Source organism: Kytococcus sedentarius, assembly GCF_041937525.1.
Taxonomy (GTDB): domain Bacteria; phylum Actinomycetota; class Actinomycetes; order Actinomycetales; family Dermatophilaceae; genus Kytococcus; species Kytococcus sedentarius_A.
The window spans coordinates 374,938-388,142 of record NZ_CP169391.1 but is presented as its reverse complement, the minus strand read 5'-3'; the positions used below and the strand labels follow the sequence as shown (position 1 = coordinate 388,142).

The 13,205-nt window shown below is 71.1% G+C and carries 10 protein-coding genes; 4 read left to right on the top strand and 6 right to left on the bottom strand.

Annotated features, from left to right (window positions below; all coding sequences use genetic code 11):
• The first annotated feature begins 61 nt into the window (after window positions 1-61).
• Together ppdK and ACEY2A_RS01830 are read left to right on the top strand one after the other, a co-directional pair.
• A complete protein-coding gene (ppdK, locus tag ACEY2A_RS01835) occupies window positions 62-2,725 on the top strand; it encodes a pyruvate, phosphate dikinase (protein WP_374929182.1) in 2,664 nt (887 codons plus the stop codon).
• A gap of 106 nt (window positions 2,726-2,831) precedes the next feature.
• On the top strand, window positions 2,832-3,986 hold the full coding sequence (locus ACEY2A_RS01830) for an acyltransferase family protein (protein ID WP_374929181.1): 1,155 nt from the start codon (window positions 2,832-2,834) through the stop codon (window positions 3,984-3,986).
• Window positions 3,987-3,995: 9 nt separating this feature from the next.
• Here ACEY2A_RS01830 and ACEY2A_RS01825 read toward each other — a convergent pair whose 3' ends face one another.
• From ACEY2A_RS01825 to miaB, 3 genes are all read right to left on the bottom strand, one after another.
• Window positions 3,996-4,841 (bottom strand): SMP-30/gluconolactonase/LRE family protein, encoded by an 846-nt coding sequence (locus ACEY2A_RS01825; protein ID WP_374929180.1) that lies wholly within the window; start codon window positions 4,839-4,841, stop codon window positions 3,996-3,998.
• A gap of 49 nt (window positions 4,842-4,890) precedes the next feature.
• Window positions 4,891-6,987: an acyltransferase family protein gene (locus ACEY2A_RS01820; protein WP_374929179.1), complete on the bottom strand. Its 2,097-nt coding sequence runs from the start codon at window positions 6,985-6,987 to the stop codon at window positions 4,891-4,893.
• 92 nt (window positions 6,988-7,079) lie between these two features.
• The gene (miaB, locus tag ACEY2A_RS01815) at window positions 7,080-8,612 is read right to left on the bottom strand and encodes a tRNA (N6-isopentenyl adenosine(37)-C2)-methylthiotransferase MiaB (protein WP_374929178.1); all 1,533 of its coding nucleotides are present in this window, start codon (window positions 8,610-8,612) and stop codon (window positions 7,080-7,082) included.
• A gap of 107 nt (window positions 8,613-8,719) precedes the next feature.
• Between miaB and ACEY2A_RS01810 the strand changes: the two genes are divergently transcribed.
• Together ACEY2A_RS01810 and ACEY2A_RS01805 are read left to right on the top strand one after the other, a co-directional pair.
• A complete protein-coding gene (locus ACEY2A_RS01810; RefSeq protein ID WP_374929177.1) occupies window positions 8,720-9,121 on the top strand; it encodes an antibiotic biosynthesis monooxygenase family protein in 402 nt (133 codons plus the stop codon).
• A gap of 273 nt (window positions 9,122-9,394) precedes the next feature.
• Window positions 9,395-10,747 carry a pyroglutamyl peptidase gene (locus tag ACEY2A_RS01805; protein WP_374929176.1) on the top strand — a complete coding sequence of 451 codons (1,353 nt, stop codon included), beginning with the start codon at window positions 9,395-9,397 and terminating at the stop codon, window positions 10,745-10,747.
• Between the two features lie 9 nt (window positions 10,748-10,756).
• Here the strand turns inward: ACEY2A_RS01805 and ACEY2A_RS01800 are convergent, their stop codons facing one another.
• The 3 genes from ACEY2A_RS01800 to ACEY2A_RS01790 form a co-directional block, all read right to left on the bottom strand.
• Window positions 10,757-11,464 carry a regulatory protein RecX gene (locus ACEY2A_RS01800; protein WP_374929175.1) on the bottom strand — a complete coding sequence of 236 codons (708 nt, stop codon included), beginning with the start codon at window positions 11,462-11,464 and terminating at the stop codon, window positions 10,757-10,759.
• A gap of 60 nt (window positions 11,465-11,524) precedes the next feature.
• Entirely contained in the window at window positions 11,525-12,628 is a 1,104-nt protein-coding gene (gene recA, locus ACEY2A_RS01795; protein ID WP_374929174.1) for a recombinase RecA, read from the bottom strand.
• 296 nt (window positions 12,629-12,924) lie between these two features.
• Window positions 12,925-13,170: a DUF3046 domain-containing protein gene (locus ACEY2A_RS01790; RefSeq protein WP_374929173.1), complete on the bottom strand. Its 246-nt coding sequence runs from the start codon at window positions 13,168-13,170 to the stop codon at window positions 12,925-12,927.
• Between the last annotated feature and the right edge of the window lie 35 nt (window positions 13,171-13,205).

Here is a 13,205-nt window from a genome sequence, read left to right as displayed (position 1 = left end):
CCACACTGTCGTGCGTCATCGCGAACGCCCCTGCCACAACGACGTGACCTGGAGGATCCGCATGACCGGCGGCGCCACGAAGTACACCTATGACCTCTCCGAGGGCGATCTCTCGATGAAGCCCCTGCTGGGCGGCAAGGGAGCCAACCTCTCGGAGATGATCAAGCTCGGCGTCCCGGTGCCGGACGGCTTCACGGTCACCACCGCGGCCTGCATCGACACCATGAACAACGGTGGCGAGTGGCCCGCCGAGCTGTGGGGGCAGATCGAGGAGTCCCTCGCCAGCTTCGAGCAGCGCGCGGGCCGCACCCTGGGTGACCCCGACAAGCCGCTGCTGGTGTCCGTGCGCTCCGGCGCGGTCATCTCGATGCCGGGCATGATGGACACGATCCTGAACCTGGGCATCAGCGACGAGACCGTGGGCGCCCTGGCGCAGGAGTCCGGCAACGAGCGCTTCGCCTGGGACACCTACCGCCGCTTCATCCAGATGTACGGCGACGTGGTGGAGGGCGTGCCCCACCACGCGTACGAGGACGCACTGTCCGCCCTGAAGGCCGAGCGCGGCGTGGAGAACGACCCCGACCTGTCCGCCGAGGACCTCAAGGGTCTGGTGGAGACCTTCAAGCAGGTCTCCCGCGACCACATGGGTGAGGAGTTCCCCACCGACCCCAAGGAGCAGCTGAAGCGCGCGGTGAACGCCGTCTTCTCCTCCTGGGACACCCCGCGCGCCGGCGTGTACCGCAAGGCCAACGGCATCCCGGACGACCTGGGCACCGCCGTGAACGTCATGCAGATGGTCTTCGGCAACCGCGGTGACACCTCTGCCACCGGCGTCTGCTTCACCCGCAACCCCTCCACCGGAGCCCAGGAGCTGTACGGCGAGTTCCTCGTCAACGCCCAGGGTGAGGACGTGGTGGCCGGCATCCGCACCCCGAAGCCGCTCGCGGAGATGGAGTCCGTGCTGCCCGAGGCCTACGCGCAGCTGCTGGACACCATGCGCCGGCTCGAGGAGCACAACGGCGACATGCAGGACATCGAGTTCACCGTCGAGGACGGCAAGCTCTACCTGCTGCAGACCCGCAACGGAAAGCGCACCGCCCCGGCGGCCTTCAAGATCGCCGTGGACATGGTGAACGAGGGCAAGCTGGACAAGGCCGGCGCGCTGAAGCGCATCGAGCCCATGCAGCTCGACCAGCTGCTGCACCCCGCGATCGACCCCGACCACGGTGAGAAGCCGGTCACCAAGGGCCTGAACGCCTCCCCCGGCGCGGCCGTCGGTGAGGTCGTCTTCGATGCGGAGACCGCGGCTGAGCGCGGCAAGGCCGGTGAGAAGGTGGTCCTGGTCCGCTGGGAGACCACGCCGGACGACATCGCCGGTGTGCTCGTGGCGCAGGGTGTGCTGACCGCGCACGGTGGCATGACCTCGCACGCGGCCGTGGTGGCCCGTGGCATGGGCAAGCCCTGTGTGGCCGGTGCCTCCAAGATCAAGATCGACGCGGAGGGCAAGACCCTCACCATCGGCGACACGGTGCTGAACGAGGGCGACATGATCACCCTCGACGGCTCCACCGGTGAGGTCTACGCCGCCGCGCTGGAGCTGGTGCCGCCGCAGCTGAACGAGGACTTCAACACCATCGTCGGCTGGGCGGACGAGATCCGCCGCCTGGACGTGCGCACCAACGCCGACACCGGCGCGGACGCCGCCAAGGCGCGGGAGTTCGGCGCGCAGGGCATCGGCCTGTGCCGCACCGAGCACATGTTCATGGAGGCCGACCGCCTGCCGGCCGTGCGCAAGATGATCCTCTCGCCGTCCGATGAGGCGCGCACCGAGGCGCTGGCGGAGATCCTCCCGCTGCAGCAGGAGGACTTCGAGGCGATCTTCGACGCGATGACGGGCCTGCCGGTGACGGTGCGCCTGCTGGACCCGCCGATGCACGAGTTCCTGCCGAACCTGGTGGACCAGGCCCTCCTGGTGCAGCGCCTGGAGATCGAGGGCCGCGGGGACGACGACGCCGAGCTGTCCGAGGCCCGCACCCTGCTGGCCCAGGTGAAGAAGCTCACCGAGCAGAACCCGATGCTGGGTACGCGCGGTGTGCGCTTGGCGCTTCTCTACCCGGAGATCCCCGCGATGCAGACCCGCGCCATCGTGCGTGCGGCCCTGGCCTCCAAGAAGCGTGGCAACGACCCGCACGTGGAGATCATGGTGCCGCTGGTGGCGTTCGCCGAGGAGCTCAAGCGCATGCGGGCCATCATCGAGGAGACGGTGGCCGAGGAGTTCGAGGCCGCTGGTGAGTCCTTCGACTACACCGTCGGCACCATGATCGAGCTGCCCCGTGCGACGGTGACGGCCGACCAGATCGCCGAGCACGCGGACTTCTTCAGCTTCGGCACGAACGACCTGACGCAGACCGGCGTGGGCATCTCGCGTGACGACGCCGAGGGCGCCTTCCTGGCCCACTACGTGGACGAGGACATCGTGGCGGGCAACCCGTTCGGTTCCATCGACGTCGACGGCGTGGGTGACCTGGTGCGGATCGGTGCCGAGAAGGGCCGCTCCACCAAGGGCGACCTGAAGCTGGGTGTCTGCGGTGAGCACGGTGGCGACCCGGCCTCCATCGCGCTGTTCGAGGAGCTGGGCCTGAACTACGTGTCCTGCTCCCCCTACCGCGTGCCGATCGCCCGCTTCGCGGCGGCCCGCGCGGTGCTGGACGCCCAGGAGAAGTGAGCACCCAGCAGAGCTGACGCACGCAGAGCGGTCCCGGGATACCGGGGCCGCCCTGCGGCGTTCCGGGTTCGCGGTCCCGGCGGCGTCTCGGTATGGTCCCTCGGCGATGCAGCAGCAGCGCCGGTACGACCTCGACGCGCTCAGGGCCTTCGCGATGTTCCTGGGCGTGGTGCTGCACGCCTGCACGAACTTCGTTCCCCACTACACGCCCGGGGACCCTCAGGCCGAGCTCGTGCTGGCGCGCGTGACGGACGTCATCCACGGGTTCCGGATGCCCTTGTTCTTCCTCGTCTCCGGCTACTTCACGGCCCTGCTCTGGCAGCGGCGGGGGCTCGGTGGCGTCGTGCGACAACGTGTGGAACGGGTGCTTCTGCCCTGGCTGGTGGCGCTGTTCACGGTGCTGCCCGCCCTGGAATGGGGCTTCACCGGGGGCAAGCGCCTGGCCGGTGTCGACGCCGCCCCACCCGCACACGGTGGGTTCCCCCTGGAACCCGCGGCCGTGAACATGGGGCACCTGTGGTTCCTGTGGATGCTGTGCCACCTGGTGGCGCTCTTCGCCCTGGTCGTGGGCGTGGTGCGGCTGCTGGGTCCGCGACTCCCGGGGCTCACGCACCCGGCCGTGCAGGGGGTGGCGGTCCTGGCGCTCGTGGCCCTCACGGTGGTGACTCAGTTCCAGATGCCCGAGGCCCCCTTCGGCCCGGCGTTCACGGACACCTTCGTCATGGAGCGCCTCGTGGTGGCCTACTACGCCGGCTTCTTCGGTGTGGGCGCGTTCCTGTACGTGCCCGGGGGCGGCATGCCCACCTGGCTGGAGCGGCTCCGCCCGGCCTGGCCGGTGTTCGCCGTCGCGGCCGTGGCCTGCCTGGTCGCGGGATGGTCGTGGGAGGGCACCCACACCACCGCCTCCCACGCGGTCCAGGTCGCGTACGCCTGGCTGGGGATCCTCGCCCTGGTGGGGCTCTTCCACTTGCTCTTCAGCCACGGCCGGGGCGCGGACCCCCGGGTGCGCTGGCTGTCGGACGCCTCGTACTGGACCTACCTCATCCACTTCCCCGCGGTGCTCATCCTGCAGGGCTTCCTGGGCGGCAACGACCTGCCCTTCTGGCTCACCGTGCCGCTGGTGACGCTGGGAGCCCTGGCCATCTCGCTCGTGAGCTACCAGTACCTGGTGCGCTACACGGCCCTGGGCGCCTTCCTCAACGGGTGGCGTTCCCGGGAGTCGTCCCCGACGCCGCGTCCGGCGCTCGCGCGCACGGCCTGACGACCCGGCTCAGCCCGCGAACTCCCGCACCGGCAGCCCCGTCACCCCGGGCTGCACGGTGAACACCGACCCGGCCAGCTGGTCCGCGTCATCCTCTGCCATCCCCTCTCGCGAGGTGGTGATGTACAGCGTGCCCAGGTCGTCCCCGCCGAAGGTGCAGGCGGTCACCAGCGGCGTGGGCAGCTCCACCACCTGCTGCAACACCCCGTCCGGGTCGTAGCAGTGCACCGCCGCACCGTGGTGCATCGCGGTCCAGATGTTCCCCTCGGCGTCCACCGTGAGCCCGTCCGGGCGCCCGTCCGGCCCGGTGTCCACCAGCGTCCGGCGGTTCACCAAACCCTGCTGTGGGTCGTGGTCGAACAGATCGATCCGCTGCTCGTGGGTGTCGTTGTAGTAGGCCAGCCGCCCGTCCGGGCTGTAGTCCAGCCCGTTCGAGATGGTCACCTCGGGCAGCACGGTGGTCACCGCGCCATCGGGGGTCAGCCGGTACAGGCTCGCGGCGCCCGGGGTGCGGTCGTACGGCATCGATCCGCACAGGAAGTTGCCGTCAGGGTCCACCGCGCCCTCGTTCATGCGCACCGCCGGGTCCTGCCACAGCTCGATGCGGCGCAGCGCACCATCGGGGTCCTCCAGGGCGAAACCCCGCTCGATGCCGTACACCAGCCCGCCGTTCGTCCGGGGCCGCACACAGGCCGCGATGGCGTCGACGTGGCGGCGCTCGACGCCGCCGTCGCCACGGAGGGTGAGCACGTCCCCATCGAGCATGTCCACCCACGTCAGGCCCCCGTGGTCGGGCAGCCACACCGGCCCCTCCCCGTGGTGGGCGATGCGGTCGGTGAGACGTTCGGCGCGCACGGTTGACTCCATCGTGGTCGTCGGGTGGTGTCCCCGAGTCAACCACCGATCAGCCCGCCAGGCGCGGGTGGCCCTCCAGGGCTGCGTCGAGGCGCGCATCGAACACCGGCTGCAGCGTCTTCACCCAGGTGACGGTCACGTGCGCACCCTGTCGATAGGTGAGCACCTCCCCCATCACGGCGCGACAGGTCCCCTCGGGACAGAGGAAGTCGTTGAGGTCCACCAGGCGCGCGCCGGGCACCTGCTCCACCGCCTGCCGCAGCGGCGGCGACCCCTTGGCCTCCTCGGCCGGGAAGTCGCACGCGCTCACGTCCTGCCGGTGCTCGGCCACGCACTCGTAGACCAGCTGCGGCGGCGTGGGCGTGTCCAGCAGGGCGACGATGCGGGTGCCCCGGTCGGTGAGCTCGGTCCAGTACTGCCGGTAGCCCTGGGCCAGGGTCGCCACCTCGGCCTCCGGGTCGTCCGCCGCGGTCAGGCCGGCCCGGGAGGCGCCGCTCACCAGCAGCACGTCGGGGTCGATCTCCTGCAGCCGGTCGCGCACTTTCTGGCCCCACTCCAGACAGTTCGGGTACCCGCCGCGGTGCGGCAGCAGCACGGCCGCCCAGGTGCACGACGACTTGGTGTGCGAGATGACCAGGTACCCCCGCTCCCTGGCCCACGCATCGATCGCCGGCTGCCACTGCAGAGCCTTGGAGTCGCCCGCCAGCACCACGGTGGTCGTGCCCTCCAGGTCACCGAAACGGCACTCCACCGGCTCGGCGCTCTCCTCGGCCACGTGGCAGCCCAGGGCGTGGCCCGCCGGGCTGTCCGCGGTGGCGGCCTCCGGGGCGGGAACCACCCGGGCCGGGTTCGCCGGGAAGGTGCCCTCGCGCACCACCGGGCGCACGGTGGCCACCGTGGCGTCCCCGGGGTCCGGCAGCAGCTGTTCGGCGCCCCAGTACCCCTCCTCGGCGAGGTTCACCGGGGTGGGGGCCGGCAGTGAGGTCACCACCAGCGCGCAGGCCGCTGCCACGGTGATCACCTGCAGGCCGCCGGCCGCCAGCGCGGTGCCGGTGCGCCGCATCGACGGCGCGAAGCGCACCGGGTTCTCGATGAGGCGTTGCCCCGCCCACGCCAGCGGGAACGAGAGCGCCACCGCCACCACGGGCACCCAGGCCGGCGCCTCCCCATCGAAGACGCCCTGCTCGGCGAACACGACCGACGGCCAGTGGCACAGGTACAGGGAATACGACAGGCCGCCCACCCACACCATCGGCCGGCTGGAGAGCCAAGCCATCACCGGGCCCCGGGCACGGTACCCGCCCACCAGCGCGCACGCCGTGCCCACGGTGGGGAGCAGGGCCGCGGAGCCCGGCCACGGCGTCGAGGCGTCGAACACCACGAAGGACGCCACCACCATCGCGACCCCCAGCATGAGCAGGGAGGTCGCCCACGGCAGGCGGATGCGGGGCCACAGGGCCGCCCCGCAGGCCACCAGACCGCCGAGCACCAGCTCCCACAGGCGGGTGGTGGTGAGGAAGTAGGCCGCCTCCGGCGAGGCCGTGGTGTGGGCGACGGACCACAGCAGCGAGGGCAGGCCGATCAGCAGCAGGCCCACAGCGGCGATGCGGCGCACCGGGTGGGTGTTCCGCGCGGCCACCCAGGCCACCCCCAGCAGCACCACCGGCCAGATGACGTAGAACTGCTCCTCCACCGCCATCGACCAGTAGTGCTGCACCGGGGAGGGCAGGGAGTCCTCGGCCAGGTAGTCCGTGGACCGGTCCGCCAGGCGCCAGTTGATGAGCCACAACGCCGAGGCCGCGATGTCCCCGAACACCTCCCGCAGGCGGGTGCTGGGGAGCAGCAGCCAGGCACCGATGGCGGTGAACACCAGCACCATGCTGGCTGCCGGGAGCAGGCGCTTGAAGCGGCGGCCGTAGAAGGCGGGGAGGTCCACGGTGCCCGAGCGCTCGACCTCCTTGAGGAGCTGGCCGGAGATGAGGAAGCCGCTCAGGACGAAGAAGACGTCCACGCCGGCGAAGCCACCGGTGACCACAGGCAGCCCCGCGTGGTAGGCCAGCACGGACAGCACCGCGATGGCGCGGAGCCCCTCGACATCGGGGCGGAAGCCCGGGTGGTGGGCCGCCGGGGACGGGGCGTCGCGCACGGGCCTCCTCGCCTGCGGCAGCGGTGGCCTGTGGCCCCCGGGGAACTACCGATCGGGCGCAAGATAGCCGATGCGGGCGCACCGGCCCGGCATCACCGCACGGCGCAGGGCGCCTCGGCGACGTCGGGCTTCGGCGGCTGGCCGACCTGCGGCATCCCGAGGCCCACGGCCGGCTTCTTGGCCGGCATGCCCTGGGCGCGCTCCCAGGCGTCGCCCCCGGCGGTGCGGCGGACGGAGAAGGTGCCTCCGGTGACCGCGGAGTCGGCGATGAGGTTGTGCGGCGCGCCGTAGGTGACCTCCACGGTGACCATGTCGCCCGGGCGGGGGCGCTCCGCATCGGGCAGGTCGGCCGGGAGGGCGAAGTGGACCAGACGGTTGTCGTCGGCGCGACCGGACATGCGGTGGGTCTCGGCGTCCTTGCGTCCCTCACCGGGGGCGACGAGCACCTCGACGGTGCGCCCCTCCTGCGTGCGATTCTCCTCCCAGGAGATGCGCTCCTGCAGCTCGATGAGGCGGTCGAAGCGGTCCTGGACGACGGCCTTGGGGACCTGGTCGGCCATCTCCGCGGCGGGGGTGCCGGGGCGGATGGAGTACTGGAAGGTGAACGCGCTGGAGAAGCGGCTGGCCTCCACCACACGGAGGGTCTCGGCGAAGTCCTCCTCGGTCTCGCCGGGGAAGCCGACGATGAGGTCGGTGGTGATCGCGGCGTGCGGGATCTGCTCGCGCACGCGGTCGAGGATGCCCAGGAACTTCTTGGAGCGGTAGCTGCGGCGCATGTCCTTGAGCACCTTGTCGGAGCCGGCCTGCAGTGGCATGTGGAGGCTCGGCATGACGTTGGGCGTCTCGGCCATGGCGTCGATGACGTCGTCGGTGAAGGCCGCGGGGTGCGGGGAGGTGAAGCGCACCCGCTCCAGACCCTCGATCTCACCGCAGGCGCGCAGCAGCTTGCTGAACGCCTGCCGGTCGCCGAACTCGACGCCGTAGGTGTTGACGTTCTGGCCCAGGAGCGTGATCTCCACGACGCCCTGCTCCACCAGCGCGCGCACCTCGGCCAGGATGTCGCCGGGGCGGCGGTCCTTCTCCTTGCCGCGCAGCGCCGGGACGATGCAGAAGGTGCAGGTGTTGTTGCAGCCGACGGAGATGGAGACCCAGCCGGAGTACGCGGAGTCGCGCCGCGTGGGCAGCGTGGAGGGGAAGGTCTCCAACGCCTCGAGGATCTCGACCTGCGCCTCCTGGTTGTGGCGGGCGCGCTCCAGCAGCACCGGGAGGGAGCCGATGTTGTGGGTGCCGAAGACCACGTCGACCCACGGGGCCTTCTCCACGATGGTGTCGCGGTCCTTCTGCGCCAGGCACCCGCCGACGGCGATCTGCAGGTCGGGGTTCTCCCGCTTGGCCTGCCGCAGCTGGCCGAGGTTGCCGTAGAGCTTGTTGGCGGCGTTCTCACGCACCGCACAGGTGTTGAAGACCACGACGTCGGCGACCTCGGGGCGGTCGGTGGGCTCAACGGCCTCGAGGTCGGTGTAGCCCGCGCCCTCCAGCAGCCCGGAGAGGCGCTCGGAGTCGTGGACGTTCATCTGGCACCCGTGGGTGCGGACGTCATAGGTCTTGGGAGTGGCGGTGCTCATCGTGCCCTCCAGAATACGGGGCGGCGCCAAATCGGGGGTGCTGCGGCGGGTGGCACCACGGGACGGTCCGGTGGAGTGCTCGGGCGCGGGTGGGACAGGATGGGCCCATGAGCGACGTCATCAAGATCAATGCCATCACCGTTCCCGCCGACTCCGGCGACGAGCTGGCCAAGCGGTTCGCGGCACGCGCCGGTGCGGTGGACGGTCAGCCGGGCTTCAAGGGCTTCGAGCTGCTGCGCCCCACCGACGGGAAGAACACCTGGCTGGTGGTGACCCGCTGGGAGGACGAGGCGTCCTTCGAGGCGTGGACCTCCGGCCAGGAGTTCCAGCGCGCCCACGGCGGCCAGGCTGGCGGCGGCGCTCCGGCAGGGCACGGCCACGGCGAGGGTGGCGCCCCGGCAGGGCACGGCCACGGCGAGGGCGCTGGCGACGAGGCACCGCGCCAGAAGCCGGTCGGCATGAGCGCCGAGCTGTGGTCCTTCGACGTCGCGGGCGGTTCGCAGGGCTGACCTGCCGCGCCGCAGCGCAAGGAGTGGCGAAACGCCCGCCCAGCCGCGCAAGCAGTGGTGGGCTGCCCGCTCAGCGGGTGGTTCACCACTCTCTGGCGACATAGTGGTGAAACACCCGCCCCGCCCGCAGAGGACGTGGCGCGGCCCGGGGCAGTCGGGCCCCTGTGGCAGAGGACTGCACCAGCCCGAGCTCAAGAGTTGGTCAAGACCGCTGTGCGCCGCCGGACACCGACCTAGCGTGGAGGAGCCTGCCCCTTCACACCAGGAGACGCCGTGCCGCTCGCCCGCATGACCACTCTGACCGCTGCCGCCTTTGCCTCGTTCTCGGTGCTCAGCACCTCTGCGCCCACGGGCACCACTCCCAGCGCGGCGGACCGTCCCGCCGAGCTGCCCGCGGCCGACTGCACCGATCCGGGGCGCGAGCTCAGCCCTGAGGAGGCCTACCTCCGCGAGCCCGAGGCGGCCCGCTTCGTGCACGAAGGTGGGTTTGCCCGCTCCCTCGAGCGATTCCAGGCCGACCTCTGCCGCTCCCAGAACACCGCACAGGCCCAGCGCGTGGTCACCCGGCACAGCACCACTCTGTGGCGCGATGCGGTGAAGCGCGCCCAGGGCAAGGGCCCCATCCAGGGCACGCTCAGCGCCGGTGACGACCGCCCCCTCTACTGGACCCGCCTGGCGATGGCAGCCACCCTGCGGCAGTGGGACCCGCACTTCCAGCTCTCGGACGCTGACCGGCAGGGCCTCATCGACGACCTCGACCGGGTCTCGCGCGGGCAGGAGGACATCCGCTTCCCGAAGGGCAAGGGCCAGACCCGGGTGCTGGTGACGGGCTTCGACCCCTTCACCCTGTTCCGCGACATCCGACAGGGCAACCCCTCCGGCGCTGCTGCCCTGGCGTTGGACGGCACGGTCGTCCAGACGGCGGAGGGACCCCTCCGCATCGAGGCGGCGATGTTCCCCGTGCGCTGGCGCGACTTCGAGCAGGGAATGGTCGAGGAGGCCCTGCTCCCCCACTTCCAGCCGGGCAAGGGGCAGGTGGATGCCTTCGCCACCACCAGTCAGGGCAGCCCCGGCCAGTTCGACCTCGAGGCCGTGAACGGCGCGTGGCGCGGCGGGTTCACCGACAACGAGGAGGTCTGCTACCAGGGCGCGGTGCCCATCCCCGAGGACATCCCGACGGTCGACCCCCAGCCGCAGTGGACCCGCTCCACCCACCCGGTGGACGCGATGCGGGCCGCGGACACCGGTGCCTACCCGGTGAACGACAACCGTCAGGTCACGGAGGTGCCGGGCGACACGCCGCCTGAGCAGGTCACCACCGAGTGCCCGGCCCCCGAGCCCGAGCACCCCGGCGTGGTGCGCGAGGACGGACCGACCCCCGGTTCCCAGGCACGCGCCGGTGGCGGTGGGGACTACCTCTCCAACGAGATCGCCTACCGCGCCACACTGCTGCGCGACGCCGTGGGCCTGGAGGTGCCCGGTGGCCACATCCACACGCCCGTTCTCGAGGGCCTCGATGCGGACGACCCCACGGAGCTGAGCAATCCCACCCTGGAGTCGAACCGGGAGGCCATCACCGCCCAGGTGCGTGCACTCGTGACGGAGGTGGGTCGTTCGGTGCAGTGAGCCTGCGCGTCAGTCGCGGCGGTGCTCCGGGTCCTGGTCCAGGGCCTCCCGGATGACGGAGTAGGCCAGCTCACCGGAGTACCCCTTGCGGCCGAGCATCCCGGCCAGCCGGCGCGTCTTCACCTGCCGGTCCAGGCCGGACATGGTGCGCAGCTTCTTGGCCACGAGCTCCTCCGCCCGGGCGCGCTCCCCCTCGTCGGTGACCTCGTCCTCGAGGGCGGCTGCGGCGGTCTGCTCGTCCACGCCCTTCTTGCGCAGCTCGTGGGCCAGACCCCGGCGCGCGAGCCCCCTGCCCTGCTGCTGCGACCGCACGAGCATGTGCGCGTAGGCCTCGTCGTCCACCAGGCCCACGGCCTCCATGCGGTCCAGCACCTCACGGGCCACCTCCGGGTCGCAGTTGCGCTGCGCGAGCTTGTCCTCCAGCTGCTTGCGGCTGCGCGGCGCCGCCGTCAGCTGGCGCAACACGATGGCGCGCGCCACCTCGTGCGGGTCGGCGTCGGCCTCCTGGGTGGCGGGGTCCTCCGGTGGCGGCTCCGGTGACCGCTTCCGTCCACGGTCCACCTCGGCAGAGCCCTCGACGCTCTCCACATCCCCGGCCGCGATGCGGCGCAGCGCCTCCATGTCGACGCCCTCGGGCCCCGCACCGCCCCGGGCACGGGCCGGACCCCGATGCGGGGTCGACGCATCGGGGTCCGGTGTCAGGGGTCCGTCACTCATCGGCACCAGGTACCGAGAGGCGGAGGGTGTGCTCGCACGAGCACTGCAGGCGGCTCACGCTCAGAAGGTCACCTCGACCTCGTCGTTCACCGGCGCGTCGCGCAGGGCAGCCGCCTCGGCGTCCACGTCGTCCACCGGGGCGTTCGGATCCACCCCGATGCCGAGCTTCGCCTTGATCTTGCGGTCGAGCTCCTCGGTGAGGTCCGGGTTGTCCTTGAGGAACTGGCGGGCGTTCTCCTTGCCCTGCCCCAGCTGGTCGCCCTCGTAGGTGTACCAAGCGCCGGACTTGCGGACGAAGCCGTGCTCCACGCCCATGTCGATGATGCCGCCCTCACGGGAGATGCCCTGCCCGTAGAGGATGTCGAACTCGGCCTGCTTGAACGGCGGCGAGACCTTGTTCTTCACAATCTTGGCCCGCGTGCGGTTGCCGACCGGCTCGGTCCCGTCCTTCAGCGTCTCGATGCGGCGCACGTCGATGCGGACCGAGGCGTAGAACTTCAGGGCCTTGCCACCGGTGGTCGTCTCCGGGGAGCCGAACATCACACCGATCTTCTCGCGCAGCTGGTTGATGAAGATCGCCGTGGTGCCGGTGTTGCTCAGCGCACCGGTGATCTTGCGCAGCGCCTGGCTCATCAGGCGGGCCTGCAGACCCACGTGGGAGTCACCCATCTCGCCCTCGATCTCCGCACGCGGCACCAGGGCGGCCACGGAGTCGATGACGATGATGTCCAGCGCCCCGGAGCGGATCAGCATGTCCGCGATCTCCAGCGCCTGCTCACCGGTGTCCGGCTGCGACACCAGCAGGTTGTCCACGTCGACACCCAGCTTCTTGGCGTACTCCGGGTCGAGTGCGTGCTCGGCGTCGATGAAGGCCGCGATGCCGCCGGCCTTCTGCGCGTTCGCCACGGCGTGCAGCGCCACGGTGGTCTTACCGGAGGACTCCGGACCGTAGACCTCGATGACGCGGCCCCGCGGCAGGCCGCCCAGGCCCAGCGCCACGTCCAGCGCGATGGATCCGGTCGGGATGGTGGCGATCGGCGGACGCGTGTCGTCCCCCAGCCGCATGACCGCACCCTTGCCGTGCTGCTTCTCGATCTGGGCCATCACCGCATCGAGCGACCTCGTGCGCTCCTGGGTCGGGTCCGTGCTGTTCTTGCCGGCCATGCTCACCACTTCCTTCTCACATCGTGTCGGGCGCGCCCACCTTCGACGCAGTGCCTCCCACAGGTCCGCACGGTTGATCCCCGCACGGCGACTCCGGGTCTGCGTCAGACGCTAGGTCCCCCCACCGACAACCTCGTCGGGCACCGCCCCACCCTGTGGATGAATCGGTGGCCCGCAGGTCCTCGGCGCAGCGACCTGTGACCACTGTACAGAACAACTGTTCGCACCCCGGCCAACGACTGTTCGGCGTGTCGCACCCGCCCCGCGTGCCGGCCGGACACCCCGCATCGGCCCCCTCAGCCCCGGCCGCCGCCCGCCCCGGCGCGACGCCCGGGGTCCCGACCCAGCTGCCGCTCCGGCGGGACGTCGAAGTCGACACACAGCGCCCGCCAGATCTCCCGGGGCGACACGCCGTGGGCCAGAGCGTCATCCACCGTCTGGTCACCGGGCACCGAGGAGAGCACGTGACTGCCCCTGATGTGAGCCGTCATTCCGGGTCCGAACTCCTCGTTCATGAGCTCCTGCAACTGGCTGATCCGCATGTACCCAGTCTCACAGTTCCACCCGCAGAGCCCGA